27 protein-coding genes and 2 pseudogenes are annotated in these 26,136 nt (G+C 55.0%); 15 read left to right on the forward strand and 14 right to left on the reverse strand.

The genetic code is table 11. The annotated features are described in order from the left end of the window. Positions 1 to 69 precede the first annotated feature (69 nt). The 3 genes from crl to gpt all read right to left on the reverse strand — a co-directional run bounded on the left by crl (position 70) and on the right by gpt (position 2,401). Positions 70 to 471 (reverse strand): sigma factor-binding protein Crl, encoded by a 402-nt coding sequence (gene crl, locus PZBJ_RS10965; protein WP_008108946.1) that lies wholly within the window; start codon positions 469 to 471, stop codon positions 70 to 72. A gap of 102 nt (positions 472 to 573) precedes the next feature. Next, positions 574 to 1,821, reverse strand: coding sequence for an esterase FrsA (frsA, locus tag PZBJ_RS10970; protein WP_101762517.1), 1,248 nt, complete (start codon positions 1,819 to 1,821; stop codon positions 574 to 576). A 121-nt stretch (positions 1,822 to 1,942) separates the two neighbouring features. Further along, complete coding sequence (gpt, locus tag PZBJ_RS10975) at positions 1,943 to 2,401, reverse strand: xanthine phosphoribosyltransferase (protein WP_007887137.1); 459 nt, start codon at positions 2,399 to 2,401, stop codon at positions 1,943 to 1,945. A gap of 255 nt (positions 2,402 to 2,656) precedes the next feature. On the opposite strand from gpt, the gene pepD reads away from it, so the two are divergent. The 4 genes from pepD to PZBJ_RS10995 all read left to right on the forward strand — a co-directional run bounded on the left by pepD (position 2,657) and on the right by PZBJ_RS10995 (position 8,069). Further along, a complete protein-coding gene (pepD, locus tag PZBJ_RS10980; protein ID WP_167391190.1) occupies positions 2,657 to 4,117 on the forward strand; it encodes a beta-Ala-His dipeptidase in 1,461 nt (486 codons plus the stop codon). A 359-nt stretch (positions 4,118 to 4,476) separates the two neighbouring features. Next, a complete protein-coding gene (locus tag PZBJ_RS10985) occupies positions 4,477 to 5,982 on the forward strand; it encodes a sugar ABC transporter ATP-binding protein (RefSeq protein WP_101762519.1) in 1,506 nt (501 codons plus the stop codon). Further along, positions 5,979 to 6,977 carry an ABC transporter permease gene (locus PZBJ_RS10990; protein WP_101762520.1) on the forward strand — a complete coding sequence of 333 codons (999 nt, stop codon included), beginning with the start codon at positions 5,979 to 5,981 and terminating at the stop codon, positions 6,975 to 6,977. Before PZBJ_RS10985 ends, PZBJ_RS10990 begins: the two co-directional genes overlap by 4 nt. Before the next feature lie 27 nt (positions 6,978 to 7,004). Then, positions 7,005 to 8,069 carry a sugar ABC transporter substrate-binding protein gene (locus tag PZBJ_RS10995; RefSeq protein WP_101762521.1) on the forward strand — a complete coding sequence of 355 codons (1,065 nt, stop codon included), beginning with the start codon at positions 7,005 to 7,007 and terminating at the stop codon, positions 8,067 to 8,069. A gap of 162 nt (positions 8,070 to 8,231) precedes the next feature. Here the strand turns inward: PZBJ_RS10995 and dinB are convergent, their stop codons facing one another. Beyond that, positions 8,232 to 9,287 (reverse strand): DNA polymerase IV, encoded by a 1,056-nt coding sequence (gene dinB, locus PZBJ_RS11000; protein WP_101762522.1) that lies wholly within the window; start codon positions 9,285 to 9,287, stop codon positions 8,232 to 8,234. Positions 9,288 to 9,531: 244 nt separating this feature from the next. Here dinB and dpaA point away from each other — a divergent pair, with 244 nt between their 5' ends. Next, positions 9,532 to 10,275, forward strand: a complete 744-nt coding sequence (dpaA, locus tag PZBJ_RS11005) for a peptidoglycan meso-diaminopimelic acid protein amidase (RefSeq protein WP_101762523.1) — start codon at positions 9,532 to 9,534, stop codon at positions 10,273 to 10,275. Here dpaA and PZBJ_RS11010 read toward each other — a convergent pair. Then, on the reverse strand, positions 10,246 to 11,013 hold the full coding sequence (locus tag PZBJ_RS11010; RefSeq protein ID WP_008108933.1) for a class II glutamine amidotransferase: 768 nt from the start codon (positions 11,011 to 11,013) through the stop codon (positions 10,246 to 10,248). The two genes, dpaA and PZBJ_RS11010, sit on opposite strands and share 30 nt — an antisense overlap. 48 nt (positions 11,014 to 11,061) lie before the next feature. Beyond that, positions 11,062 to 11,643, reverse strand: a complete 582-nt coding sequence (gene lpcA, locus PZBJ_RS11015) for a D-sedoheptulose 7-phosphate isomerase (RefSeq protein ID WP_064740353.1) — start codon at positions 11,641 to 11,643, stop codon at positions 11,062 to 11,064. Positions 11,644 to 11,886: 243 nt separating this feature from the next. On the opposite strand from lpcA, the gene fadE reads away from it, so the two are divergent. Further along, entirely contained in the window at positions 11,887 to 14,331 is a 2,445-nt protein-coding gene (gene fadE / locus PZBJ_RS11020) for an acyl-CoA dehydrogenase FadE (protein WP_101762524.1), read from the forward strand. A 36-nt stretch (positions 14,332 to 14,367) separates the two neighbouring features. On the opposite strand, the pseudogene PZBJ_RS24365 reads toward fadE, so the two are convergent. Together PZBJ_RS24365 and PZBJ_RS24125 are read right to left on the reverse strand one after the other, a co-directional pair. Beyond that, a pseudogene (locus tag PZBJ_RS24365) lies at positions 14,368 to 14,541 on the reverse strand (hypothetical protein); the annotation flags it as partial. Further along, positions 14,493 to 14,633 carry a hypothetical protein gene (locus tag PZBJ_RS24125; RefSeq protein WP_158238605.1) on the reverse strand — a complete coding sequence of 47 codons (141 nt, stop codon included), beginning with the start codon at positions 14,631 to 14,633 and terminating at the stop codon, positions 14,493 to 14,495. The gene PZBJ_RS24125 and the pseudogene PZBJ_RS24365, both read right to left, overlap by 49 nt. Positions 14,634 to 14,847: 214 nt before the next feature. Between PZBJ_RS24125 and PZBJ_RS11025 the strand changes: the two genes are divergently transcribed. The 4 genes from PZBJ_RS11025 to PZBJ_RS11040 all read left to right on the forward strand — a co-directional run bounded on the left by PZBJ_RS11025 (position 14,848) and on the right by PZBJ_RS11040 (position 16,379). Further along, positions 14,848 to 15,369: a DUF2778 domain-containing protein gene (locus PZBJ_RS11025; protein ID WP_101762525.1), complete on the forward strand. Its 522-nt coding sequence runs from the start codon at positions 14,848 to 14,850 to the stop codon at positions 15,367 to 15,369. Continuing rightward, complete coding sequence (locus PZBJ_RS11030; RefSeq protein ID WP_240632904.1) at positions 15,344 to 15,616, forward strand: hypothetical protein; 273 nt, start codon at positions 15,344 to 15,346, stop codon at positions 15,614 to 15,616. The genes PZBJ_RS11025 and PZBJ_RS11030 overlap by 26 nt, the downstream gene beginning before the upstream one ends. Next, the gene (locus PZBJ_RS11035; RefSeq protein WP_101762526.1) at positions 15,617 to 16,108 is read left to right on the forward strand and encodes an Hcp family type VI secretion system effector; all 492 of its coding nucleotides are present in this window, start codon (positions 15,617 to 15,619) and stop codon (positions 16,106 to 16,108) included. It begins immediately after the preceding gene. Positions 16,109 to 16,175: 67 nt separating this feature from the next. After that, positions 16,176 to 16,379, forward strand: a complete 204-nt coding sequence (locus PZBJ_RS11040; protein ID WP_101762527.1) for a hypothetical protein — start codon at positions 16,176 to 16,178, stop codon at positions 16,377 to 16,379. Between the two features lie 45 nt (positions 16,380 to 16,424). Here the strand turns inward: PZBJ_RS11040 and PZBJ_RS24520 are convergent. Then, a pseudogene (locus PZBJ_RS24520) lies at positions 16,425 to 16,511 on the reverse strand (hypothetical protein); the annotation flags it as partial. A gap of 84 nt (positions 16,512 to 16,595) precedes the next feature. Then, complete coding sequence (mtnK, locus tag PZBJ_RS11045) at positions 16,596 to 17,795, reverse strand: S-methyl-5-thioribose kinase (protein WP_101762528.1); 1,200 nt, start codon at positions 17,793 to 17,795, stop codon at positions 16,596 to 16,598. A gap of 105 nt (positions 17,796 to 17,900) precedes the next feature. Between mtnK and mtnA the strand changes: the two genes are divergently transcribed. Beyond that, on the forward strand, positions 17,901 to 18,920 hold the full coding sequence (gene mtnA / locus PZBJ_RS11050; protein ID WP_101762529.1) for an S-methyl-5-thioribose-1-phosphate isomerase: 1,020 nt from the start codon (positions 17,901 to 17,903) through the stop codon (positions 18,918 to 18,920). Positions 18,921 to 19,048: 128 nt separating this feature from the next. On the opposite strand, the gene PZBJ_RS11055 is transcribed toward mtnA, so the two are convergent. From PZBJ_RS11055 to PZBJ_RS11065, 3 genes are read right to left on the reverse strand one after another with little or no spacing between them, the layout of a single operon-like run. Then, positions 19,049 to 19,591 (reverse strand): 1,2-dihydroxy-3-keto-5-methylthiopentene dioxygenase, encoded by a 543-nt coding sequence (locus tag PZBJ_RS11055; RefSeq protein WP_101762530.1) that lies wholly within the window; start codon positions 19,589 to 19,591, stop codon positions 19,049 to 19,051. Between the two features lies 1 nt (position 19,592). Then, positions 19,593 to 20,276, reverse strand: a complete 684-nt coding sequence (mtnC, locus tag PZBJ_RS11060; protein ID WP_101762531.1) for an acireductone synthase — start codon at positions 20,274 to 20,276, stop codon at positions 19,593 to 19,595. Beyond that, positions 20,273 to 20,887, reverse strand: coding sequence for a methylthioribulose 1-phosphate dehydratase (locus tag PZBJ_RS11065; protein ID WP_101762532.1), 615 nt, complete (start codon positions 20,885 to 20,887; stop codon positions 20,273 to 20,275). The genes mtnC and PZBJ_RS11065 overlap by 4 nt, the downstream gene beginning before the upstream one ends. A gap of 131 nt (positions 20,888 to 21,018) precedes the next feature. Between PZBJ_RS11065 and PZBJ_RS11070 the strand changes: the two genes are divergently transcribed. From PZBJ_RS11070 to PZBJ_RS11085, 4 genes are all read left to right on the forward strand, one after another. Next, on the forward strand, positions 21,019 to 22,179 hold the full coding sequence (locus PZBJ_RS11070) for a pyridoxal phosphate-dependent aminotransferase (protein ID WP_101762533.1): 1,161 nt from the start codon (positions 21,019 to 21,021) through the stop codon (positions 22,177 to 22,179). Next, positions 22,167 to 22,937: an amidohydrolase gene (locus tag PZBJ_RS11075; RefSeq protein ID WP_101762534.1), complete on the forward strand. Its 771-nt coding sequence runs from the start codon at positions 22,167 to 22,169 to the stop codon at positions 22,935 to 22,937. Before PZBJ_RS11070 ends, PZBJ_RS11075 begins: the two co-directional genes overlap by 13 nt. 132 nt (positions 22,938 to 23,069) lie before the next feature. Further along, a complete protein-coding gene (locus PZBJ_RS11080; RefSeq protein WP_101762563.1) occupies positions 23,070 to 23,381 on the forward strand; it encodes a type II toxin-antitoxin system HigB family toxin in 312 nt (103 codons plus the stop codon). Next, positions 23,378 to 23,794: a helix-turn-helix domain-containing protein gene (locus PZBJ_RS11085; protein WP_101762535.1), complete on the forward strand. Its 417-nt coding sequence runs from the start codon at positions 23,378 to 23,380 to the stop codon at positions 23,792 to 23,794. The genes PZBJ_RS11080 and PZBJ_RS11085 overlap by 4 nt, the downstream gene beginning before the upstream one ends. Before the next feature lie 43 nt (positions 23,795 to 23,837). Here the strand turns inward: PZBJ_RS11085 and katG are convergent, their stop codons facing one another. Next, on the reverse strand, positions 23,838 to 26,036 hold the full coding sequence (gene katG / locus PZBJ_RS11090) for a catalase/peroxidase HPI (RefSeq protein WP_101762536.1): 2,199 nt from the start codon (positions 26,034 to 26,036) through the stop codon (positions 23,838 to 23,840). Positions 26,037 to 26,136: the final 100 nt, after the last annotated feature.

Genomic DNA, 26,136 nt, shown 5'->3' on the forward strand with positions numbered 1-26,136 from the left:
CTCGTTGTGTCTATAAAAAAAGAGCCGGCTCATCACCGGCTCTTTCCTTTTTAAACCCTTAAAAGTCTATCAGGCGCTCAGTTTCACTGGCTCTTCTTTAAAGCCTTCCGCCGGGCGCAGATCGAGTTTCTGTTCCAGCAGCATCGCTTTCAGACGCTCATGGAAATTACGCAGCGTGCTTTCCACTTTGGCATTGTTCTCTTTGCCTTTGATGGTCGCAGCGCCCCAATCACCCGCTTTATCAAACAGGCCAAAATGATATTCGTATGTGAAGTGATCTTCATAGGCTTCCAGCGTCATCCACCAGCCCCAAAACTCACGCAGCTCAGGTGCAGGCTTGACGTTGACACACGCTGCCAGGCAATCGAAGAAGAAGCGTGTCTCTTCACATTTGCCTTCACGGATATACGGCCCCAATTCGGTGAAGCGCTTAAGCAGGCGACTACGGGGGTGACCACTCGGTAATGTCATCTCTTTTCCCTTAACCCTTTAAATTGCACTTCCAGCTTTCCATTAACATAAAAATGGAAAATCCCGGATATAAGTAGTAGCAGAGTTCAGAGATTTCGCCAGTTAGCCTTTCAACTGTTTTTCCAGCCAGTCACAAATTTGATTGAGCGCTTTGTCAAAACTGGCAAAAACCGGCTTGACGGAAATCGCCAGCGTCTTGCCCTGCGACGAGGAGTTGGCGATCAACTGCGCGTCTGCTTCCGGACCGAAAATATCATCCGGCCAGTAAGCCGCCAGCATCGGCGTTGGCGTGCGGCGGCCGAGTAAGCCTTGCACTTTCAGCGAGTAGCGGTTGAGTTCCGTGCGCAGATTGCTGTCGGAAGTTGAGGACATACCGAGACGGCTCGCCAGCATATCCATGTACATATCCGGCAGCTGTTGCTGCTGTTGCGCATCCACAAACACGCTGTGCACCATGGCTCCCAGCGTCGCTACAGCGCGTACTCGCGGCACTTCCAGATAGGCCAGACGTGTCGCCACGTTGGCTCCGAAGCGGTAGCCCAGCAGCGCCACGCGGGTGTGATCGATCCATGGCACATTGCTCAGTTCACGCAGCACCTGCTGATGCACCTGGCTGGTGTCCTGATTAAGCAGCCATTTGCTGCTGAAGCCTACCGATGGCATATCCAGCGTCAGCATGGCGATGCCGCGCGGCGCGAGATAGTCGTGGAACAGGCGATAGTGATCGCTCTGCAGCGAATCAAGGCCGCCGCACAGCAGCACGGTGGGATACGGCGCTTCAGCCTGCGCCGGCATATGCAGGAACCCCGTCACCGGACTGCCGCCGCTCATCGGGAAAGTCAGGGATTTTAGTTCGCCCGGCAGACGCTGCGTGGCCTCTTCGTAGGCGCGATTGGCCAGCACCTGCGCCTGATCGGCCAGCTCGTCGCCTTTGATGTAAGGGTAAGCCGCGAGGCTGAACAGATTGGCGGCGTGCAGCCAATGCTGACCTGCATCGTCATGGTTTTCGCTCTCTAACGCGCGCTGCTGCCAGATCGCCGCCTGCTTCGACCACTCATAATTCCAGTTGCCACCGCGATAACCAATCACGGTATCGAGCAAGGCTTCATTGGTGCGTTCGAACTCGCTCACCGCGATACGCGCCAGCACTTCGCTGATCTCCTGCGGCGACAGACCGCGCCACGTCCACAGCAGCTTGTTCAGCATGCGATACCAGCCGCGCTGCGTATCCCCTTCGAGGGCGTTATGCACCTGCACGGCGGCATGATGCTGGCGATGCACTAATGAGGAGGTTTCCGGGTGTTTAAAACGCGGTTTGAACAGTTCTTCGCTCAGGTTTTTATCAGACATCTCAGCTATTCTCCTGCCAACAACGTGGCGATGGCTAAGAGTGTACTGCACCCGCCATACGCGCGCGAGGCGCAGAAAGCACAACGCCCGGCATAACCGGGCGTTGTTTGCGATGCATCAATTAGCTTTTGACGATTGGCGGGATGTAGACCACGCCCATGTCCCAGGGCTGCTCGATCCAGGTGTTCTGCGGGATATCGACAATATAGTCGTCCACCAGCGCACGACCAGCTGGCTTAGCGAAGATGGTGCAGAAACGCGCTTTAGGATACATGTCGCGGATCGCCTGCGCGGTGCCGCCGGTATCCACCAGGTCATCAATCACGATGAAGCCTTCACCGTCGCCTTCGGCACGCTTCAGCACTTTCATTTCGCGCTGATGATCGTGATCGTAGCTGGAGATGCACACGGTATCGACGTAGCGAATACCGAGTTCACGCGCCAGCAGCGATGCCGGAACCAGACCACCACGGCTCACCGCGATGATACCTTTCCACTGTTCCACAGGAAGCAGGCGCTGGGCCAGTTTACGGGCATGGATTTGCAACATGTCCCAGGTTACGACGTATTTTTCGCTCATATAAAGGAATCCCGGCCAAGAAACTTGGCTTAAAAAATATGCAAGGGGGAAAAGGTTGCGCGAGATTATAAGGATCTGACGCCTTAAAAACCAGCATCTGTCTTACTGGTTGCAGGTTTTTAGCGCGGCTGATTACGCACCCGGCGAGAAACAGTGATATTCTCAGGCCCATCACGTCAGATCTTCTGACGACGATTTTTACTGGAAACCCGCGTGCGTGCGGTATGTCCGCCACGCTGACACAGGAGATGCATGGTGTCTGAATTGTCGCAACTTTCACCCCAACCGCTGTGGGATATTTTTGCCAAAATCTGTTCCATTCCGCACCCTTCTTACCACGAAGAAGCACTGGCCGAACACGTTGTCGGCTGGGCAAAAGAGCAAGGTTTGTGGGTTGAGCGCGATCAGGTTGGCAACATCCTGATTCGTAAACCCGCTACCGCCGGTATGGAAAAACGCACGCCGGTGGCGCTGCAGGCGCACCTCGATATGGTGCCGCAGAAGAACAATGACACGGTGCACGACTTCACCAAAGATCCGATTCAGCCGTATGTTGATGGCGAATGGGTGAAAGCGCGCGGCACCACGCTGGGCGCGGATAACGGCATTGGTATGGCGTCTGCGCTGGCGGTGCTGGCTGACAACAGCCTGATCCACGGTCCGCTGGAAGTGCTGCTGACCATGACCGAAGAGTCCGGTATGGACGGCGCCTTTGGTTTACAGCCGAACTGGCTGCAGGCCGACATTCTGATCAACACCGACTCGGAAGAGGAAGGTGAGATCTACATGGGTTGCGCTGGTGGTATCGACTTCATCACCACCCTGCCGCTGACGCGTGAAGCGATTCCTGCGGGCTATGAAACCCTGAAGCTCACGCTGAAAGGCCTGAAAGGCGGCCACTCCGGAGCCGACATTCATCATGGTCTCGGCAACGCCAACAAACTGCTGGCACGCTTTCTGGCGCTGCACGCGCGTGAACTCGATGTCCGTCTGATTGAATTCACCGGCGGTACGCTGCGTAACGCTATCCCGCGTGAAGCTTTTGCTACGTTGGCGATCGACAGCCACAAGGTTGATGCACTGAAATCTGCTGCGGCACATTTCCAGGCGACGCTGCTGAACGAGTTGGGCATTAAAGAGAAGAACATCGCCGTGGTCACCGAGTCGCTGGCGCATCAAGGCCAGGCGCTGAACGCTGACAGCCGCGATCGTTTCCTTAATTTGCTAAACGCTACGCCAAACGGCGTGATTCGTAACTCTGACGTGGCGAAAGGCGTGGTGGAAACCTCGCTGAACGTCGGCGTGGTTACGATGGATCAGGACAATGCCGAAATCATCTGCCTGATTCGTTCACTGATCGATACCGGTAAAGATTGGGTGGTTGAAGTGCTGACCTCGCTGGCCGATCTGGCCGGGGCGAAAAGCGCACCTAAAGGCGGCTATCCGGGCTGGCAGCCTGATGCCGATTCACCGGTGATGGCGCTAACGCGCAAAACTTATGAAGCGCTGTTTGGTAAAACGCCGAACATTCAGGTGATTCACGCCGGTCTGGAGTGTGGTCTGTTCAAGAAGCCGTATCCAAATATGGATATGGTGTCGATTGGCCCAACCATCACCGGCCCGCATTCGCCGGATGAGCAGGTTCACATCGAAAGCGTGGGTCTGTACTGGAAACTGCTGACCGCGCTGCTCAGCGTGGTGCCAGAAAAAGCGTAAGATTGCGCTTTCGCGATGAACCCGACTTCGGTCGGGTTTTTTTATGCCTGCGAAGGATTGCGCAATAAATTGCGCCGCTACAAAAGTGACGTGTGAAAGGTGTGGAAATAAAACGCTGTAAATACCGTAGCGGCGCAATTTATTGCGCACATCTACAAACAGCACATCCCGCTGAATAAATACGATTACACCTCTCGGTTAACCCAAATCTTTCCATCAAACCAGATTTAGCCGCCATAACGTCCAGATGTCTGGATGGCTAATAAGATTTCGTGCTAGCTTATGCCCTTTCGTTCGTTGCCGAGAGTGATGGTTCAGGAAAAAATGCCCCCAACTCAACTAATTAAAGGCCCGGCTCAATGAGTGCGATCAACCGCCTGGAGATGCGTAATATCTCCATTGCCTTTGGCGGTTTCGCCGCGCTCGCGCAGGTGGATTTTCTGACTGAAGGCGGCTCGGTGCATGCGTTGACGGGCGCTAACGGCGCCGGAAAATCTACGCTGATGGCGGTGCTGGCTGGCGCACACGATCATTACAGCGGTGAGATTCTGCTGGATGATGCGCCGGTCACTATTCGCTCACCGCGCGATGCCAAAAAGCTCGGCATTCATCTGGTGCAGCAGGAAGTGGATGTGGCGCTGGTGCCACAGCTCAGCGTGGCCGAAAACATTCTGCTCGATCGTTTAGCCGAACCGGGTCACGTCTACAGCTGGCGCGAGATTCGCCGCCAGGCGCGTACGTTACTGGCGCAGCTGGAAGTGAACATCGACGTCAACCGTTTGGTGGAGCGCTGCTCGCTGGCAGAGAAGCAGCAAATCCTGCTGGCGCGCGCCCTGTCCCATCACTGCCGCTTTCTGATCCTGGATGAACCCACCGCCCCGCTCGATCAGCATGAGAGCGAGCGCCTGTTTACCGTGGTGCGCCGCTTGCAGTCCAGCGGCATTGGCGTGGTATTTATCTCGCACCGCATTCACGAACTGAAAGCGATTTGCGACCGCTTAACGGTGCTGCGCGATGGTCGTCTGATTGAAAGCAGTCCGATGGCGGCGCTAAGCGGTGAGCAGATCGTGGAAAAAATGCTGGGACATCGGCTGGATGATGTTTTTCCGCCGCGTCGCGCCCTTGCGACTCAGCCGCTGCTGCTGTCGGTGGAAGGCTTACACGACGATCGGCTACTGCAGGATATTTCGCTGCGTCTGCATAAAGGGGAAATTCTGGGCATTGCCGGTCTGGCGGGAGCCGGTAAAACCGAGCTGTGCAAAGCGCTTTTTGGTGCCAGCAAAAGCCGTGTGACAAAGGGCGAACTGCACGGCAAACCGTGGCGACCGCGTTCACCGCATGATTCAGTAGAAAACCGCATGGCGCTGGTGCCGGAAGAGCGCCGCAAAGAGGGCATTTTCATCGATGAACCGGTGAGCATGAATCTGAGCATCAGCGCCGATAACAGCTTCTCGCGCTGGAGCCTGTTTGGTCATCGCCAGGCGTGGCGTTGGGCGGAAGCGGTGATTCAGCGCCTGAATGTGCGCACCACCGGACCGGGGCAAATCCTGCGTCGTTTGTCGGGCGGCAACCAGCAGAAAGTGGCGATTGGCAAGTGGCTACGCAACAACGCCGATGTGCTGATTTTTGATGAGCCGACGAAAGGCGTCGATATCAAAGCCAAAACCGATCTGTTCACGTTGATCGATGGCTTAGCGCGTGAGGGCAAAGGCATCATTTATGCCTCGGGCGAGTTTTCTGAATTGGTCGGTCTGTGCGACCGCATTTGTGTGCTCTGGGATGGGCGCATTGTGGCAGAGATGGAGGGCAACACCGCCACAGAAGAGGCACTTTTGCTTTATTCCACCGGAGGAACACCTGCGTGAGCAGCAAAGAACTATCCCTAAACTCGCAGCCTTCTCTGCGCCATCAGCTGTTTGATTTCCTCTATAAGTGGGGCATGTTGCTGACCGTGGTGATTTTGATTGCCGCATTTGGTCTCGCTTCGGACAGCTTCCTCGAACCGACCAACATCATTAACATCCTGCGCTCGATTGCCATCGTCACGGTGATTGCGATTGGCGTGTCGATTTCGCTGACCATTGGCGGCTTTGACCTGTCGGTGGGATCCACCGCTTCGCTGGCCAATGCGCTGGTGATTTCGCTATTCGTCTGGCACGGCTTTGGCACCACCGAAGCCATCATTATCACGCTACTGCTGTGTACGCTGGTTGGCTTGTTCAACAGCTTCCTGATTGTGGTGCTACGTATTCCCGACATGCTCGCCACCCTCGCCACCCTGTTTGTGATTCAGGGCGTGGCGATGACCTACAGCTTTGGTGGTTCCATTACCGAGAATATGGTGCTGCCGAGCGGCGACATGGCCGAAGGCACCATTCCTGCCGCCTTTGGTCTACTCGGCCAGGTGCCGACTATCGTGATTATCATGCTGGTGGTCACCATTGTGGCGCAGCTGGCGCTGTCGCTGACCAAGCATGGCCGTCGTATGTATGCGCTGGGCGGCAATCCTGAAGCGGCGCGTCTCTCCGGTATTCGTACCACGCGCTATCGCGTGCTGGCGTATGTGCTGGCCTCGCTGCTGGCTGGCTTGGGCGGCATTTTGCTGGCATCACGCATCGGCTCTTCGCAGGTGAATGCCGGCGGCGGTTATCTGATGGATGCCGTTGCCGCAGCGTGGATCGGCTTCTCGCTGGCCGGTTCGGGCAAACCGAATGCGCTGGGTACCTTGGTGGGCGCCATCATTCTTGGTGTGTTGCAGAACGGGCTGGTGATGTTGTCGGTGCCCTATTACGCGATGGACATTATTAAAGGTCTGGTACTGGCGCTGGCGCTGGCGATGACTTACATCCAGCGCCGTTAAGGCGCGTTTAATCAGAAAGAGATCATAATGAAAAAAATTACCCTTTCGCTGCTGGCGGTTAGCCTGCTCAACGCCAGCGCCGCCTTCGCCGATGCCGCAGTGCCTGAGGTTATCGCTAACCATGAAGGCCCGGTACGCATCGCCATCATCCGCAACCTGGGTTCGGACGATAACACCACGCAGTTTGTCGCCGGTGCGATTCAGCAAGGCCGCCAGCTGGGCTTTAAGGTCAGCACTTTCCTCAGCAATGGCGACGATGCGCGCTTCCAGGATTTCGTTAACCAGGCGATTAGCCAGAAATATGACGGCATTATCCTGTCGCACGGTAAAGATCCCTACTCCACGGCGCTGGTGCAGCGTATTGCCGCAGCGGGCATCAAGCTGTCGGTGTTTGATACGCCGGTTAATACGCCGGTAGAGGGCGTCACCGTGACGGCGCAGAATGATGCTTCGCTGGCGCAGGAATCACTCGGCAGCTTAATCAAAGACTTCAACGGCAAGGCGAATATCGTCAAGCTGTGGGTGGCCGGTTTCCCGGCGATGGATCGTCGTCAGGTGGTGTATGAGAAGCTGCTGAAAGAGAATCCGGGCATTCATCAGCTGGAGTCGATTGGCGCGGTTTCATCTGATGTACAGGGCGATACCGCCAACAAGATTGGCGCGATTCTGGCGAAATACCCGAAAGGCAAGATCGATGCGATCTGGGGTTCGTGGGATGCCTTCAGCCAGGGCGCGTATAAAGCCCTGCAGGAGAATGGTCGTACCGAGATCAAACTGTATAGCATCGACGTATCCAATCAGGATCTGCAGTTGATGCACGAGAAAAACAGCCCGTGGGTACAAACCGTGGCGGTGGATCCGAAAACCATTGGCGCAGTGAATATGCGTTTGGTGGCGAACAAGATTGCAGGCGAAACCACACCGGCGACTTACGAGTTTAAAGCGTCATCGATTTCTCAGCAGCAGTTGAACAGCCAGCAAGGCGCGGTCAACGTGGCGTCGCTGAATAAGATCATTCCAGGCTGGGGCGAAAATAACGATTTCATCGCGCCATGGTTTGCAACGCTGGAAGCGAAGTACGGTAAGAAGTAGTTTTCCCTCACCCTAACCCTCTCCCACATGTGGGAGAGGGAACCGATCGGCGTTGTCTTCTCGCTTTCATGCTGGCGGGAGAGGGAACCGATAGGCGCGGTTTGTTTTACTCCTTCTCCCGCTGGCGGGAGAAGGCCGGGATGAGGGGCAGCGCGCACAATCTCACAACCCCAACACCAACTGCCGCTCCAACTGCGGATCCACCATCGTGACATGCAATCCCACCAGCCGTACGCCGCGCCCTGCTCTGCGTTCATCCCACGCCTGACGCGCCACCGCGATCATGTCGTCTTTATTTAGCACCGGCCAAACGTGCTCCTGCGTGGTTTGCTGGAAATCATTGAACTTCAGTTTCACGCCTTGCCGGGCGATCTGCTTATCCGGCTTGATGGCGGTTAAGCGGCGATCCAACTCCGCATAGAGAAAATCAATAATCTCCAGACACTGCTCCCAGCTGTGAATATCTTCCATCAGCGTACGTTCAACGCCGAGCGATTTGCGTTCGCGCTCAACCACCACATTGCGCTCATCCACGCCGTTGCTGCGTTCCCACAAGATGCGGCCAAACTTGCCAAAGCGTTTAAGCAGCAGCGCCAGATCGGCGCGCTGCACATCCGCGCAGGTGCGCAAGCCCATCTCTTCCAGCTTTTTAGTCGCCACTTTACCCACGCCAGGAATTTTACTGAGCGGCAGCGTCAGTAGAAAATCAGACATCGCGTCGGGCGTAATCACATATTGCCCGTTGGGTTTGTTGAGATCGGAAGCGATCTTGGCGAGAAACTTGATCGGCGCGATGCCGGCGGAAGCGGTCAACCCGGTTTCACGCAGGATATCGGCGCGAATCGCCTGCGCCATTAATGTCGCCGAGCCATGGCAGTGCAGGCTGTCGGTCACATCCAGATAGGCTTCATCCAGCGACAGCGGTTCAATCAGCGAGGTGTAACGTGAGAAGATGTCGCGGATCTGGCGGGAGGCTTCTTTATAGGCATCAAAGCGGCCAGGCAGCAGCCGCAAATGCGGGCAGAGTTTCAGCGCCATGCCGGTCGGCATCGCGCTGCGCACGCCATATTTACGTGCCGGATAGTTCGCGGTGCTGATCACGCCACGTTGCACGCGGCTGCCGCCAATGGCGATCGGAATATCACGTAAAGAGGGATCGTCGCGCATCTCAACCGCTGCATAAAAGCAGTCCATATCGACATGAATAATTTTGCGCATACGCCCTCCCAGATACTGGATAAGTATACAGCAGCGAAAAATATCGGCAATATTTGTTGAGAGCGAGATTAAAGTTTACAAATTAGTGGTCGTATTCCTTTTAGGAACGCGCCATTTTCTCGGACACTGGCTTGATTAAAAGCCAGACAATGTTAATGTTGCGCTGCGATAGCGGATATTTCCGATAATGCAACACCCGGACGCACAGCGTCATCGTCTCTCTCCACATCAAGGTATCTACAGAATGGGCAGAATCGCATTAACGCTTGCGATGATTCTTATGCCGCTCCTTAGCTGGGCAATGAACCCCGAGCCTACGCAACCGCTGGCTCCGGTGAGCAAAGAGTTAAAGAAACAACTAATTGGAACCCCCGTTTTTATTCAGATTTTCAAGGAAGAGCGTACGCTGGAACTGTACGGCAAAATCGGGAATGAATATCGTCTGCTGGACAGCTATCGCATCTGTAATTTCTCTGGCGGTTTAGGACCTAAACGTCGTCAGGGCGATTTCAAAAGTCCGGAAGGCTTTTATAACGTTAAGCTGAACCAGTTAAAACCGGATAGCCGTTTTTATCGCGCTATTAATACCGGTTTTCCCAATCAGTATGATCGCGCTAAAGGCTATAACGGTAACTATTTAATGATTCACGGAGATTGCGTGTCAGTGGGCTGCTACGCAATGACGGATGCATCGATGGATGAGATCTTCGCCTACACCAACGCCGCGCTACGTAATGGTCAGCAGGAGATTCAGGTCAATATCTATCCGTTCCGCATGACAGACAGCAATATGCAGCGTCATAAATACTCGACGTACATTAACTTCTGGCGTGAACTGCAGCCGGGCTATGCGTACTTCGCTAAGTACCGTGTGCCGCCTACCGTGAACGTGACGGCCACCGGCCAATATGCGGTGAACAGCACGCCGGTGATCGCTACACCGGATGCTGCCTCGAAATCATTCCTGGCGCTCACCCAGGCAAAATAGTGCCCACTCGCCTGGCACTATCCGGTGCCAGGTTTCATTGCCCGTCAGCGGTTGCGTAGCAATCACCGTTACCACATCTTGCGGCGTCGTCTGCTGCTGAAAATCAATTTCCACATCCTGATCGAGCAACGTCGCTTTGCCAAACGGCGCCCGGCGCGTAATCCAGTAGAGATTGGTCGAACAGAACGCCATCAGATAGCGCCCATCCGATAACAGCATGTTGAACACGCCCTTCTCACGCATTTCTGCTGCCAGCTCGGCAATGTAGCGGAACACCGCTGGCCAGTTGCCCGGCGTGCGTGGATAGCGCTCGGTCAGTTTGTGCAGCATCCAGCAAAATGCTTTCTCGCTGTCGGTTTCACCAATCGGACGAAATGGCCCGGTATCCAGCTGACGATAACCTTTGAGCTGACCATTGTGTGCGTAGGTCCAGTTGCGGCCCCACAGCTCACGCGTGAACGGATGGGTATTTTCCAGCGACACCTCACCGCGATTCGCCTGGCGGATATGCGCCACCACCGAATGCGATTTGATCGGGTATTCCTGCACCAAACGGGCTATCGGCGAGTTAAAGCTCGGCTGCGGATCTTTGAAGGTGCGGCACCCTTTTCCTTCGTAGAACGTGATGCCCCAACCATCTTTGTGCGGCCCGGTTCCACCGCCACGCTGCACCAGACCGGTAAAACTGAAACAGATGTCCGTGGGGACATTGGCGCTCATCCCGAGCAATTCGCACATAGCAACCGCCTTAAGTTAGATCCTCTCGCGCGCGGCGAGAGGAACGCATCATGACTTAACCATCTCTTTTTCAATCAACAGCATCAGAATATGGATCACTTTGATGTGGATCTCCTGAATGCGGTCGGCATAGCCAAAGTGCGGCACACGAATTTCGATATCCGCCGAACCTGCCATCTTGCCGCCATCTTTGCCGGTCAGAGTAATCACTTTCATGCCTTTCGCGCGCGCAGCTTCCACTGCTTTAATGATGTTGGCAGAGTTACCGGACGTAGAAAGACCCAGCAGCACATCGCCTTCACGGCCTACCGCTTCGATATAGCGTGAGAACACATAGTCATAACCAAAATCGTTACTGACGCACGAGAGATGGCTGACATCAGAAATGGCAATCGCCGGGTAGCCAGGACGGTTTTCACGGTAGCGTCCAGTCAGCTCTTCAGCAAAATGCATCGCATCGCAGTGCGAGCCGCCGTTACCGCAGGAGAGCACCTTGCCGCCCGCTTTAAAGCTATCGGCCAGCAGAACTGCGGCGCGCTGAATGGCGTGAATGTTGGCTTCGTCACTCAGGAACGTGTTGAGCGTATCGGCTGCTTCATTGAGTTCTGAGCGAATAATGTCCTGATACATAGAGATGTCCTTTAGAGGAAAGATTGACCCGGCAAGTTTAACGGAATGGGGCTAAGCCGCAAAGCGCCTGCCTTAAGGAAAAGCGCGGCGTCTCGAGGAAGTTTGGCAGTTGTTGCGCATCGTGCAACGAATTTGTGAGATGTGTTGTAATTGCGATGTAAACAGATTGATAAATTTTGCCCCATATTCTAAACCTACATCCATAACAGGTCAGACCTCTTACTACTTATGGAGTGGTTCATTATGTTGGTTGCCTCAATCGTTGCGACGCTAATCCTGCTTAGCGTGTTGTTCTACCACCAAATTTCGCTTCAGCTGAGCAGCGTAATTCTGCTGCTGTGGACCGGCGCACTGGCGGCCGCTGACTTATGGACGCCATGGATGCTGCTGCCGCTGGCGATTATTCTGCTGCCATTTAACCTGCCGGTCATGCGTCGCAGCCTGTTCTCGAAACCGGCGCTGCACAGCTTCCAGAAAGTGATGCCGCCGATGTCGCGCACCGAAAAAGAGGCGATCGACGCCGGCACCACATGGTGGGAAGGCGACCTGTTCCGCGGCAAACCGGACTGGCAGAAGCTGCACAACTATCCGCAGCCGCGCCTGACCGAAGAGGAGCAGGCCTTTATCGATGGTCCGGTCGAAGAAGCGTGCCGCATGGCGAACGACTTCGAAATCACCCATGAAATGGCCGATCTGCCGCCGGAGTTGTGGGCGTATCTGAAACAGCATCGCTTCTTCGCCATGATCATTAAGAAAGAGTATGGCGGCCTGGAATTCTCCGCCTATGCGCAGGCGCGCGTGCTGCAGAAACTGGCGGGCGTCTCCGGCATTCTGGCGATCACCGTTGGCGTACCGAACTCACTCGGCCCCGGCGAACTGCTGCAACATTACGGTACTGATGAGCAGAAAGATCATTACCTGCCGCGTCTGGCGCGCGGTGATGAGATCCCGTGCTTTGCCCTGACCAGCCCGGAAGCGGGTTCGGATGCCGGCGCGATTCCCGATACCGGCGTGGTGTGCATGGGCGAGTGGCAAGGTCAGCAAGTGCTGGGCATGCGTCTTACCTGGAACAAGCGCTATATCACGCTGGCACCGATTGCCACCGTGTTAGGCCTGGCGTTCAAACTCTCCGATCCGGATCATCTGCTGGGCGAGACTACAGAGCTTGGCATCACTTGCGCACTGATCCCAACGCACACGCCTGGCGTAGAGATTGGTCAACGTCACTTCCCGCTTAACGTGCCGTTCCAGAACGGTCCGACGCGCGGTAAAGACATTTTCGTACCCATCGACTACATCATCGGCGGCCCATCCATGGCCGGCCAGGGCTGGCGCATGCTGGTGGAGTGTCTTTCAGTCGGTCGCGGCATCACGCTGCCTTCGAACTCAACCGGCAGCCTGAAAAGCATTGCACTGGCGACCGGTGCCTATGCGCACATCCGCCGTCAGTTCAAAGTCTCTATCGGCAAGATGGAAGGGATCGAAGAGCCGCTGGCACGCATTGCTGGTAACGCCTACGTGATGGATGCTGCCGCAACGCTAATCACTAGCGGCATTATGCTCGGTGAAAAACCTGCGGTGCTATCGGCGATTGTGAAGTATCACTGCACCCATCGCGGTCAGCGCGCGATTATCGACGCGATGGATATCGCTGGCGGTAAAGGCATTATGCTGGGCGAAAACAACTTCCTGGCGCGGGCTTATCAGGGCGCACCGATCGCCATCACCGTGGAAGGTGCTAACATCCTGACGCGCAGCATGATCATCTTCGGCCAGGGCGCGATCCGCTGCCATCCGTGGGTGCTGGAAGAGATGAACGCCGCAGCGAAAAACGATTTGGTGACCTTTGACCGCGCGCTATTCAGCCATATTGGCCACGTAGGCAGTAATAAAGTACGCAGCCTGTGGCTGGGCTTAACCGGCGGCCGCACTAGCGCCACACCAACCCGCGACGCCACGCGCCGCTACTATCAACACCTTAACCGTTTGAGCGCCAACCTCGCGCTGCTGTCAGATGTATCGATGGCGGTGCTGGGCGGCAGCCTGAAACGTCGTGAACGTATCTCGGCGCGTCTCGGCGATGTGCTGAGCCAGATGTATCTGGCCTCCGCCACCCTGAAGCGCTATGACGATGAAGGCCGCAACGAAGCCGATTTGCCGCTGGTACATTGGGGCGTGCAGGATGCGCTGCATCAGGCCGAAGTGGCGATGGATGATTTGCTGCGTAACTTCCCGAACCGCATGGTGGCCGGTGCGCTGCGACTGGTGATTTTCGCCGGTGGTCATCACTGCCCGGCACCGTCAGATAAACTGGACCACAAGCTGGCGAAACTGCTGCAGCTGCCTTCTGCGACCCGTACCCGTTTGGGCCGCGGCCAATATCTGGCACCAAGCGCACATAATCCTGCAGGTCAGCTGGAGCAGGCGCTGCAGGATGTGATGGCCGCCGAAGTGATTCACGATCGTTTATGCAAGCAGCAGAAAAAGCATCTGTCATTTACCCGACTGGATGCGCTGGCACAAGAGGGCCTGAAAGCGGGCTGGATTGATGAGAGCGAAGCGCAGGTCTTGATCCGTGCGGAAGCCAGCCGCCTGAAAGCGATTAACGTCGATGATTTCGCGCCGGAAGCGCTGGCGGTGCCAAAGCCGCAGACGAAATCCAACCCGCGGGCCAGTGAAGCCGCTTAAAACACAAAAGCCTCCGCATGGAGTAATGCCAGTCAGTTAAGCCTGACTGGCATTTTTTCTTTTGGCTGTCGGGTACTTCCAGGGCCTCTCTTTCTTCACTCTCGGGAATGACCTCTCCCGTCGCCCCGCAGTTTGACTATCTGGTTTTTTGCTTCGCAGCGTCAGCCGGTTATTCTGCAGCCCCTGCTTGATTTCCCGATACCGGAGCTCATTACTTCGGCGACGGCGCGCACGGCGGCTTCACTGCAGCTGAGTTTGGTGGCGGCGTTCTTAAAATCCTGATCGGTCAGCGTCTGCGACATAACGAATATCCTGTTTGTGTCGCACGTCTTGCGCGAAAGGGGGGGTTGTTCGTTGAGATTCTCTATCTCTCGTTGTTGTTTTAACAACGCCAATAGCAAAGCGTGATCGTAAAAGCTTTATTGATTACCAACTCTAATTATTTCTGGTCCGGACAATCTGAGGGATGTAACGTAAACATCAGTGACTACATGGATTAAAGGTTAGGGATTAACGATGCCAATTATCGGTAAGATGATTTTGAACGGCGCAGATTTCGTGCCGTTGAATCTGTATGGCGTGGGCGTCTTCATGGCGTTTTCCGGGAAAGGTGCCTACAGAAATATTCCTGCATGTATGGCCGTCCCAAACGTTGGGCCTATCCCACCGGGTAAATACTGGATTGTTGAGCGTGGGAGGGGTGGCCTGCTGTCATGGGCTAAGGCAAAGTCACAGGATTTATATAACCGCGTTTTTAACGGTGCTGAATTTGATCGCGACGAATGGTTTGCTTTATATCGTGACGATCTGAGCATTGATGATGAAACGTGGATTAATGACGTCAAACGCGGATTATTTCGCCTCCATCCCGGCCGCGTATCTGAAGGATGTATAACTCTCCACCTTAATTCAGACTATGCGCTAATTCGTAATGCCCTTCTGAGAACAGCGTCGATCCCGGTTCCTTGCATGAAAAATTTAATGGCGCGCGGATACATTGAGGTGGTTGCCGGTGGTTATTCAAACACTTGCCCGTAAAGCGGCCAAAGTCGCTTTTTTTCTCGCGCTGATGCTCGTTGTCGCCCGTACTCTGGGCCCGCCAGAGTTATGGTTTAACGAACAATTAGCCTTGAAAATCGGCCAAATGATCTACGGGAATGAAGAGATTGGAGCGGATCGTTTTTACGACATCTATTTCTACATGTCCGTATGCACAGTGATTCCCATCACGGTTGTTATTTACATTTTAACAATGAAGTTAATCAAAAAAATAAGGAGCAAATAAATGCCAATTCCTCCGTATATGTGGCTTAAAGACGATGGTGGCGCGGATATTAGAGGTTCTGTCGATGTTCACGAACGTGAAGGCAGCATTGAAATTATCGGCCTGAGCCACGGTATTAACCTGCCGGTAGACACCGCTAACGGCAAAATAACCGGCACGCGCCAGCATTCATCAATGATGATCGAGAAAGAGGTGGATAGCTCAACGCCTTATCTCTATAAAGCAGCGGCCACCGGCCAGACGCTGAAAAGCGCCGAAATTCGTTTCTACAACATCAGCGATGCGGGCCAAGAGGTGTGCTATTACACCGTGCTGATGGAAAACGTGAAAGTCACCGGCGTTAACTGCGGCGTGGCCAACACAAAACTGTCGGGCAATGACAAGCTGAACCACACGGAAAGCGTCAGTCTGCAGTATGAAAAAATCACCTGGCGTATTGTGGATGGTAATATCCAGTACACGGACGCATGGAACGAACGTCCTTCTGCGTAATCCGTTAGTAATTAACTTTCACTCAGCAAATAAAGCTTTTCCAAAGAACTTCGAAGAATTTTATGCCTTGCCACAGTCTGAACGTGACAAAATGATCGCAAGCGCTGATGTTTTTAGCATCGACTTAAACGTTCACACCGATAAGATTGTGCGTGGCCGCCTGGATGACATCAACGCAGGGAAAATTACTGTCATTGAATCGTCCCTTCAGCTGTTACCGAATGAGCCGGGTGTTGAACACATCGTTATGAAGCTAAAAAATCCAGCTTAAACGTGAAATAAAAAAAGCCCCGGAAACGGGGCTAATGCCAGTCAGTTAAGCCTGACTGGCATTTTTTCTTTTGGCTGTCGGGTACTTCCAGGGCCTCTCTTTCTCCACTCTCGGGAATGACCGCTCCCGTCGCCCCGCAGTTTGACTATCTGGTTTTTTGCTGCGCAGCGTCAGCCGGTTATTCTGCAGCCCCTGCTTGATTTCCCGACACCAGCATTAACCCGCCTGACGAATCCGCGCAATCAGCGCATCCACATCAGCAACATGATCGGCAGCCAGAATCAGCGTGCGTCCCAACGTGATACAGCTGCGAATGCACTCGGTGCGCATGGTTTCATCTTCAATCTGTTTGAAATCCGCAACGTGAGACATCCCCACCGTGCGACGGATCAACTCGGTACCGCAATAACCCAAGGTATCGCGCCACACTTTGCGCAGGAAAGATTCGGCGTAACCGGGATAGGCCAGCGCCACATCGCGGGTTTTCTCTTTCGCCAATTCCAGGAAGCGGCTGGCAAACTGATTACAAATATCCTGCACGTCACTCAGACGACGTTCACGCCCTTCTGCCGCCTCACGCGGCGCCAGCAAGCCCGGCAGGCAGCAGTAGTTGATCAGCAAGTTGCCTATCGCGCTGCCGACATCAAAACCTATCGGCCCAAAGTAACCAAACTCCGCATCAATCACTTTCAGGCTGCCATCGGCGACAAAGATGGAACCGCTGTGTACATCGCCATGCAGCAAGGCTTCCGCATCGGCGAAGAAACGGTGTTTGAGACCGGCCACGGCGATTTTTAGCGCATCGTCGCTGCGCAGGCTGACCACCAGCGATTCCAGCGCCGCAGGATATTTGTTGCGCTCATGGTCAATAAACGGATCGTTGAAGAATAAGTCTTCGGTGATTTCGCACATTTCCGGATTAATGAAACGCGCCACTTCGGCTTTTTTCTTATGCGGATGCAGGAAGAAATCGGAGGTATGGAACAGCGTCTGCGCCAGATATTCGCCAACCTGACGACCGGCCTGCGGATAATACGCGCCCTTCACCAATTCGCTCCGCCAGATACGATGACTGGAGAGATCCTCCATCACCATCACCGCCAATTCGGCATCGTAATGAGTGACGTTGACGGTGTGCTGCGGGCAATGTTTGTAGTGCTCAATCAACGTCTGCGCTTCGAGACGCGCACGATCCAGCGTGAGTGGCCAGGATTCACCGACACAACGCACATAGGGTAGCGCCTGTTTTACCACCACGCGGCTGCGGCCTTGATTATCGAAAATTTTAAACACCAGGTTGAGATTGCCATCCCCGATCTCCTCGGCGCTCACCAGCGCTGACGGATCGTCCACGCCGCCAAATTGTTGAGCATATTCCACAGCATCGGCAGCATTGAACGTACGGTATTGCGACATTGCCTGTTCCTCGATTATCGATAGTAATAAGCCGTTCAGACGTCTATACATCCGTTACGCATGTTGGCACAATAGCCAGCATTAACGCAACAGGGATTTCACACCATGCAAACACTTCGTACCACCAGCCTTGAGGTCCGCGATAATCAACTGTGGATCCTTGACCAGCAGGCGCTGCCACAACAACAGAACTGGCTGCCCGCGCACAGCGTTACAGAGTTGGTCGAGCACATTCATGCCTTGCGCGTGCGCGGTGCGCCGCTGATTGGCCTCTCAGCCAGTTTGCTGCTGGCGCTGCTGGGTGAGCAAGGCGCAGCGCGCGCAGAATTAGTGACGGCGCTTGAGGTGCTGCGCGCGGCGCGCCCAACGGCGGTGAACCTGATGAATAACCTTGATCGCATGAAAACTGCGTTGGCCGAAAGTGATTTCGTCACGGCGCTGAGCCGCGAAGCACTGCGTCTGGTGGCCGAAGATAAGCAACTGTGTGACCACATCGCCCGCGCCGGCAGCACGCTGGTAAAACCGGGCAGCCAGCTGCTGACGCACTGCAATACCGGTGGGCTGGCGACGGCCGGCGTCGGCACGGCGCTCGGCGTTATCGCTTATGCCCACCAGCAAGGTTTGGTGAAAAATGTCTGGGTGGATGAGACGCGACCGCTGCTGCAAGGTGGCCGTTTAACCGCGTGGGAGCTGGGTGAGCTAAACATTCCTTATCAGCTGATTACCGACTCGATGGCCGCCAGTCTAATGGCGCGCGGCGTGGTCGATGCTATTTGGGTCGGCGCGGATCGTATCGCAGCGAATGGTGATGTCGCTAACAAGATTGGCACCTATAGCTTGGCCGTGCTGGCGCACTATCACGGTATTCCGTTCTACGTCGCCGCACCGCACACCACGCTGGATAGTCAATGTCCAAACGGCGACGCCATCCCTATCGAGCAGCGCGCCGCCAGCGAAGTGACCGGCGTTGCAGGCAGTTTTGGTAGCGTGCAGTGGGCACCGGAAAGTGCGGCAGTCTATAATCCGGCCTTTGATGTGACGCCAGCGGCGTTGATTAGCGGTTGGGTGCTGGATACCGGTGTGGTGACGCCTGCGCAGGTAGAGGAAGGGATATTTTTGCCGTAAATAGGCGCAATTTTCCCCTCACCCTAACCCTCTCCCACAACTGGGAGAGGGAACCGATCGAGCAAATCTGCACGCTTGGTTTTCTCCCTCGCCCGCTTGCGGGAGAGGGCCGGGATGAGGGCAAAAAATCACGCCAAACGCGGATACGCATCAGCAATCTTATCGCCGGTGAAATTCGCGACCCAGCCTTCCTGATTATCGAAAATGCGGATCGCGGTAAAGTGCGGCTCAGAACCCATATCAAACCAGTGCGCCGTGCCAGCGGGCACTGAGATCAGATCATTCTTCTCACACAAAATCTGATACACCTCGCCCTCCAGATGCAGACAGAACAGCCCTGAACCTTCAACAAAGAAGCGTACTTCATCTTCGCTATGCGTATGTTCATTAAGGAACTTGGTGCGCAGTACCTCTTTCTGCGGATTATCCGCACGCATGCTCAGCACATCCCAGCTCTGATAGCCCTTCTCGGCCACCAGACGATCAATCGCATGTTGATAGGCGTTAATCACCGTCTCTGCATCAGGATCCGCACCCAAATCGCGATCGGCTTCCCAGCGTTCAAAGCGCACGTTTTTCGCGTTAAGACGCTCGCGAATCGCCTCGGCATCGGTGCTGTGCCACACCGGTTGCTGGGCTTCGGTATCGGTAAAAATGGTCAATGCACTCATGTTAAATCGACTCCGGTTTAATCTGGGAAAAATCGTTGACCTGGTGATGACGACTGGCGTTATCCGCCGCGCCACGAATTAACTGCACGGTATGCCAGCCCGCATCCGCTGCCGCATCCAGCTCCTGATGAATATCCGACAGGAACAGCAATGACGCAGGCGCAAGGCCGATTTTTTCGGCGATACTGCGATACGATTGCGCTTCACGTTTCGCGCCGACGCCGGTATCAAAATAGCCGCTGAACAGCGAGGTTAAATCACCTTCATCGCTGTAGCCAAATAACAGTTTTTGCGCGGCCACCGATCCCGAGGAATAAACATACAGACCAATCCCCTGCTGCTGCCAGCGCGCAAAAGCCGGCAGCACGTCGGGATAGAGGTGGCCGGTGAACTGGCCTTCAACGTAGCCGGCGCGCCAAATCATGCCCTGCAGGGCTTTGAGGCCCGGTGATTTGCGATCCTCATCGATATAATTCTTGAGTGTGGTAATCAGCTCCTCCAGCGTGGCCTGAGGCGCAGCGGACTCTGCACGCACCGCGTTGAGTGCGGCGGCGACGTTTTCATCGGTATGATTTTCCCGCACGTACGCCGCTAAACGCTGACGCGCATAAGGAAACAATACCTGATGCACAAACTGGATATCGCTGGTGGTGCCTTCAATATCGGTAACAATGGCGCGGATCATTTGGCCTCCAGCAGGCGACGTTGCAGTTCACATTCAAAAAGGAATTCCAGACCTTCCAGATGGCGACGCGCTTCGTTCACGTCCTTGCCCCAGCAGGTCAAACCGTGGCCGCGCAGCAGAAAACCATATTGCAGCGGCGTAGCGGCGGCAAAAGCTTCAATACGCTGCGCCAGCGCCGTCATGTCCTGATCGTTATCGAACAAGGGAATGGCGATGGTGTTCAGATGCGTCTGCTGTCCGGCCAGCGTTTTCTGCATCTCATAACCACTGAGCAGCAGCGCATCGCCCTTCTCCACCCGCGACAGCACCGTCGAGTTGACCGTGTGCGTATGCAGCACCGCACCCGCCTGCGGAAACAGGCGATAAATCAAGGTATGCAGGCCGGTTTCCGCCGAAGGCGTGCGGCCCGATGGCACGGCGTTGGTAGCGATTTCAACCTGGATAAAATCATCGCGCGTCAGGCTGCCTTTATCTTTGCCGGACGCACTCAGCAGACAATACTCCGCGTCCTGCCGCACCGACATATTACCGCCGGTCGCAGGTGCCCAGCCTTTGCCACCAATCCAGTGGCAGGCGGCCACTAAATGTTCCAGTGGAAGAAAATCCGTCATAGCGATATACCGACTCCGCAGGTTAGTTTAGACGTCTAAGCGTCTCGATTGCCAAATATTAACATCCTGTTTATAGTGGCAGCAACGCAGGGTTTCTCCGCAACGACATTCGCGCTTAAGGCCACAAAACAATGACGCAGCACAACCTGATCCCCGAGAGCAAATTACCGGCGCTCGGCACTACCATCTTTACGCAAATGAGTGCGTTAGCTCAGCAGCACAACGCCATCAACCTGTCGCAAGGCTTCCCCGATTTTGACGGTCCGCGCTATTTGCAGGAGCGCCTGGCGCATCACGTGAGTCAGGGCGCCAACCAATATGCACCGATGATCGGCGTACTGCCACTGCGTGAGGCGATTGTTGAGAAAACCGCCGCGCTTTACGGCCACACGCCTGACGTCAACAGCGATATCACCGTGACGACGGGCGCGACAGAAGCGTTGTACGCTGCGATCACCGCGCTGGTGCGTCAAGGTGATGAAGTGATCTGCTTTGACCCAAGCTACGACAGCTACGCGCCTGCGGTGCAACTGGCGGGCGGCGTGTTAAAACGCATCGCCCTGCAGCCGCCGGGTTTCCGCGTTGACTGGCGCGAATTCCGCGGCCTGTTGAGCAGCAAAACCCGCTTAGTGATCCTGAACACGCCGCATAATCCGTCCGCCACCGTGTGGCGCAAAAGCGATTATGCCGAGCTGTGGCAGGCGATTGCGGAGCAGGAAATCTATGTGCTGAGCGACGAAGTGTATGAGCACATCTGTTTCACTGAAGAGGGCCACGCCAGCGTGTTAGCGCATGCTGAACTACGTCAGCGATCCATCGCGGTGTCATCTTTTGGTAAAACCTTCCACATGACCGGCTGGAAAGTGGGTTATTGCATTGCCCCGGCGGCGATCAGCGCTGAAATCCGCAAGGTGCATCAATATCTGACCTTCTCGGTGAATACGCCGGCACAACTGGCGATTGCCGACATGCTGCGTCAGGCGCCTGAGCACTATCGCGAACTGCCGGAGTTCTACCGCGCGCGCCGCGATCGCTTTATCCAGGCGCTCTCCGCCAGCCGTTTCAAGCTGCTGCCGTGCGAAGGCACTTACTTCCTGCTGGTCGATTACAGCGCCATTTCCGATCTGGATGACGTGAGCTTCTGCCAGCTGCTGACCAAAGAAGTCGGCGTGGCGGCGATTCCGCTGTCGGTGTTCTGCGCCGAACCTTTCCCGCACAAGCTGATTCGCCTGTGCTTTGCCAAACAGGAAGCGACGCTCGACGCCGCTGCGGAGCGCTTATGTCAGCTTTGAAAATTACCGTTCTGCAGGAAACCCTGAGCTGGATGGATGGCGCGGCTAACCTGCGTCATTTCGATGGCGTGCTGAAAGGCATTGCAGGCCGCGACATCATTCTGCTGCCGGAAATGTTCACTACCGGTTTTGCTATGGAAGCTGCCGAAAGTTCGCTGCCGCAGGATGACGTCGTGGCGTGGCTGCACGCGCACGCGCAAACCAGCAATGCGTTAGTCGGCGGCAGCGCGGCAATCCAGACGGAAAAAGGCGCGGTGAACCGCTTCTTGCTGGTCGAGCCAGACGGCACGCTGCATCAGTACGACAAACGTCACTTGTTCCGCATGGCCAATGAACATCAGCACTATGTGGCGGGTGAAACACGTGAAGTATTTGAGTGGCGCGGCTGGCGGATTCTGCCGCAAATTTGCTACGACCTGCGCTTCCCGGTTTTTTCGCGTAACCACAACGATTACGATTTGGCGCTGTATGTCGCCAACTGGCCGGCACCGCGTGCGCTGCACTGGCAATCGCTGCTGTTAGCCCGTGCAATTGAAAACCAGGCTTATATCGCCGGTTGTAACCGCGTCGGCAGCGATGGCAATCAGCATCAATACAGTGGTGACAGCCGGATTATTTCGCCGCTGGGTGAGATTCTGGCGAGTGGAGAGCCCTTTGCGCGCGCACGTCTTGATGCGGAGCTTTCGCTGGAGGAGCTGCAAGCCTACCGCGAACGCTTCCCGGCTTGGCGCGATGCGGATGGGTATACGCTGAAGTAACCTCTTTGCCGCGTGGACGCTGCGCGGCACATTTTCCCCTCTCTTAAAAACCCTCTAAAATTTTGTTTCCTGCTTGGAAACATGGCATTGTTGCGCTACCATGTTTCCATGTTGGAACATGTCGAGGGAATGATGCACGTTATCTCAAGGAAAGTGTTTACAGAAGCGACACGGAGTTTTCCAAATGATGCAGCAGCATTGGATGCAACTTATCGAACTTTAAATGGCAACGATTTTGCCGATCCAGATGCGCTCAGAGCCTTTTTTCCAAGTCTTGACCGAATGAAATACCGGGCGAAATGGTGGGTGATTAACGTGGGTGGAAATAATCTCAGAGTGATGTTTTTTGCTGATTTTATAGCCCAACGAATCTTCATTAAACACGTTGTAACGCATGCCGAGTATGACAAATGGGTAAAGCATTATCGGGAGAACAAAGAATGATCGCCGAAGCCATCCAGGCCAGCAACAATCTGATTAAAGCCGTCCCGCTGCTGGGCGGAAGTAACGCGAAAGCTGATTATGAGCAGGCGTTAGAACTGGTGGAGTATCTGATTGAACATCAACCTGATCATCCGCTGATTGAAATGCTCACCGATAAAGTGGCGAAATATGAAGATAGTGCGCCGGAGTTTGCCGCGTTCAACGCGCGTGTCACTGCATTACCTGGCGGTGTCGCGTTAATGCGGGTGTTGATGGATCAACATAATCTCAACCAGTCATCCTTCGTGAATGAAATTGGTCAGCGTTCTTATGTAAACCGAATTTTGAAAGGAGAACGTTCGTTGACAGACAAACACAAAGCCGCGCTGGCTAAACGTTTTAACCTGCCTTTCGAAGCGTTTCGCGAAGATTAAAAGAGGAAGCCGCAGCAGAGAAATCCGCTGCGGCTTTTTAAGCTTACAGCTCGAAGCGATCCAGATTCATCACTTTTGTCCATGCGGCAACGAAGTCGGTCACGAACTTCTGCTTCGCATCGCTGCTGGCGTAAACCTCGGCCAGCGCGCGCAAGATAGCGTTCGATCCAAACACTAAGTCGGCACGTGTCGCAGTGAACTTCACTTCGCCGCTCAGACGATCGCGACCTTCAAACAGCTCTTCGCTCTCATCGGTGGCTTTCCACGCGGTACGCATGTCGAGCAGATTAACAAAGAAATCATTGCTCAGCACACCAACGCGATCGGTAAATACGCCGTGCTGGCCGCCGTCGAAGTTGGTGCCCAATACGCGCAGGCCACCGAGCAATACCGTCAATTCTGGCGCGCTCAGCGTCAGCTGTTGGGCTTTATCCAGCAGCAGCGTTTCGGTTGAAGAACCTTTGGCGCTGCGGCGATAGTTACGGAAACCATCGGCCAGCGGCTGCAGGAAGTTGAACGACTCAACGTCGGTTTGATCCTGACGCGCATCCACACGGCCCGGCGTAAACGGCACTTGCGTTGCCACGCCAGCGGCTGAAGCGGCCAGTTCGATACCTACGCTACCTGCCAGTACAATGACATCGGCCAACGATGCTTTGCCTGATTCCTGCTGAATCTTTTGCAGGATTGGCAGCACATCATTGATTACGCTGGCATTCACCGCCCAATCTTTCTGCGGCGCTAACGCCAGACGCGCACCGTTGGCACCGCCACGTTTGTCACCGCCACGGAAGGTGGAGGCTGAAGCCCAGGCCACTGAAACCAGCTGGCTGACGCTCAGACCTGAAGCCGCAATGCGCGCTTTAATCTCGCTGATATCAGCCGGCGTTGGCTGATGAATCGCCTGCGGTAACGGATCCTGCCACAGCAGATCTTCCTTCGGCACTTCCGGACCGATGTAACGCGCTTTTGGTCCCATATCGCGATGCGTCAGTTTGAACCAGGCGCGGGCAAAGGCTTCGTTGAACGCCTGTGGATCGTTGAGGAAGCGGCGCGAAATCTTGCCGAACTCTTCATCGAAACGCAGCGTCAGATCGGTTACCAGCATGGTCGGTTTACGTTTTTTCTCCGGATCAAACGGATCCGGGATAATTGCTTCGGCATCAACCGCTTCAAACTGGATGGCGCCCGCTGGGCTGCGTGTCTGTACCCATTCGTATTTGAACAGGTTCTCGAAGAAGTAGTTGCTCCACTGCGTGGGAGTTTGCGTCCACACCACTTCCAGACCTGAAGTAATGGCATCTTTACCCACGCCGCTGCCATAGCTGCTGGTCCAGCCAAGGCCCTGCGCTTCAATCGGTGACTCTTCAGGATCAACGCCAACATGGCTGGCTTCTGCCGCGCCGTGGGTTTTACCCAAAGTATGACCGCCAGCAATCAGCGCCACGATCTCTTCATCGTTCATGCCCATGTTGCCGAAGGTTGCACGAATCGCCGGCGCCGCTGATTTTGGATCGCCGCTGGCTTCCGGGCCTTCCGGGTTGACGTAGATCAGGCCCATTTCGGTAGCGCCCAGCGGTGCATTGGCCAGCGTTTCTGGATGGCGATGCGCCAGCCATTCGGTTTCGTGGCCCCAATCCACATCCATATCCGGTTCCCACACGTCTTCACGACCGGCACCAAAGCCGAAGGTGCGGAAGCCGGCGTTTTCCAGCGAGACGTTACCCGCCAGGATGTAGAGATCGGCCCAGGAAATTTTTTGACCATATTTCTGTTTTACCGGCCACAACAGGCGACGCGCTTTATCGAGGCTGACGTTATCCGGCCATGAGTTCAGCGGCGCAAAACGCTGCTGACCGCGACCTGAACCGCCACGACCATCGATGGTGCGATAAGTACCCGCGCTGTGCCACGCCATGCGAATGAACAGCCCAATATAGCTGCCCCAGTCGGCTGGCCACCAGGATTGCGAATCGGTGAGAAGTGCGCGGATATCGGCTTTTAACGCGGAGTAATCCAGTTTGCTGAATTCGTCGCGGTAGTTGAAGGTGTCACTAAGCGGGTTGGAACGGTTGGAGTGCTGGTTTAACAGATCGACGCGTAACATATTAGGCCACCAGTCGCGGTTGGATGTCCCGCCACCGGCGCCGCGCGCCAGAACACTCTTCTCTTCAGACGCCCCGTGATGAAAGGGGCACTTGCCTGCGGCTGCTGCATTATCGTTATTGTCGTGCGTGCTCATGTTTATCGGCTCCATTGGCTTCATATTGCTTTCTAATATGCGACTAAGATTAGCCGCACTTTCGCCAGGAATATATTTGGATGAACCGAAGGTTTTGATA

Source organism: Pantoea endophytica, assembly GCF_002858935.1.
Classification (GTDB): Bacteria; Pseudomonadota; Gammaproteobacteria; order Enterobacterales; family Enterobacteriaceae; genus Pantoea; species Pantoea leporis.

Bases quoted from the DNA above. Each gene is read 5' to 3' on its own strand.
- crl (WP_008108946.1), bottom strand. From the start codon at position 471: ATGACATTACCGAGTGGTCACCCCCGTAGTCGCCTGCTTAAGCGCTTC.
- frsA (WP_101762517.1), bottom strand. From the start codon at position 1,821: ATGTCTGATAAAAACCTGAGCGAAGAACTGTTCAAACCGCGTTTTAAA.
- gpt (WP_007887137.1), bottom strand. From the start codon at position 2,401: ATGAGCGAAAAATACGTCGTAACCTGGGACATGTTGCAAATCCATGCC.
- PZBJ_RS10985 (WP_101762519.1), top strand. From the start codon at position 4,477: ATGAGTGCGATCAACCGCCTGGAGATGCGTAATATCTCCATTGCCTTT.
- PZBJ_RS10995 (WP_101762521.1), top strand. From the start codon at position 7,005: ATGAAAAAAATTACCCTTTCGCTGCTGGCGGTTAGCCTGCTCAACGCC.
- dinB (WP_101762522.1), bottom strand. From the start codon at position 9,287: ATGCGCAAAATTATTCATGTCGATATGGACTGCTTTTATGCAGCGGTT.
- dpaA (WP_101762523.1), top strand. From the start codon at position 9,532: ATGGGCAGAATCGCATTAACGCTTGCGATGATTCTTATGCCGCTCCTT.
- PZBJ_RS11010 (WP_008108933.1), bottom strand. From the start codon at position 11,013: ATGTGCGAATTGCTCGGGATGAGCGCCAATGTCCCCACGGACATCTGT.
- lpcA (WP_064740353.1), bottom strand. From the start codon at position 11,643: ATGTATCAGGACATTATTCGCTCAGAACTCAATGAAGCAGCCGATACG.
- fadE (WP_101762524.1), top strand. From the start codon at position 11,887: ATGTTGGTTGCCTCAATCGTTGCGACGCTAATCCTGCTTAGCGTGTTG.
- PZBJ_RS24125 (WP_158238605.1), bottom strand. From the start codon at position 14,633: ATGTCGCAGACGCTGACCGATCAGGATTTTAAGAACGCCGCCACCAAA.
- PZBJ_RS11025 (WP_101762525.1), top strand. From the start codon at position 14,848: ATGCCAATTATCGGTAAGATGATTTTGAACGGCGCAGATTTCGTGCCG.
- PZBJ_RS11035 (WP_101762526.1), top strand. From the start codon at position 15,617: ATGCCAATTCCTCCGTATATGTGGCTTAAAGACGATGGTGGCGCGGAT.
- mtnK (WP_101762528.1), bottom strand. From the start codon at position 17,795: ATGTCGCAATACCGTACGTTCAATGCTGCCGATGCTGTGGAATATGCT.
- mtnA (WP_101762529.1), top strand. From the start codon at position 17,901: ATGCAAACACTTCGTACCACCAGCCTTGAGGTCCGCGATAATCAACTG.
- PZBJ_RS11055 (WP_101762530.1), bottom strand. From the start codon at position 19,591: ATGAGTGCATTGACCATTTTTACCGATACCGAAGCCCAGCAACCGGTG.
- mtnC (WP_101762531.1), bottom strand. From the start codon at position 20,276: ATGATCCGCGCCATTGTTACCGATATTGAAGGCACCACCAGCGATATC.
- PZBJ_RS11065 (WP_101762532.1), bottom strand. From the start codon at position 20,887: ATGACGGATTTTCTTCCACTGGAACATTTAGTGGCCGCCTGCCACTGG.
- PZBJ_RS11070 (WP_101762533.1), top strand. From the start codon at position 21,019: ATGACGCAGCACAACCTGATCCCCGAGAGCAAATTACCGGCGCTCGGC.
- PZBJ_RS11075 (WP_101762534.1), top strand. From the start codon at position 22,167: ATGTCAGCTTTGAAAATTACCGTTCTGCAGGAAACCCTGAGCTGGATG.
- PZBJ_RS11080 (WP_101762563.1), top strand. From the start codon at position 23,070: ATGCACGTTATCTCAAGGAAAGTGTTTACAGAAGCGACACGGAGTTTT.
- PZBJ_RS11085 (WP_101762535.1), top strand. From the start codon at position 23,378: ATGATCGCCGAAGCCATCCAGGCCAGCAACAATCTGATTAAAGCCGTC.
- katG (WP_101762536.1), bottom strand. From the start codon at position 26,036: ATGAGCACGCACGACAATAACGATAATGCAGCAGCCGCAGGCAAGTGC.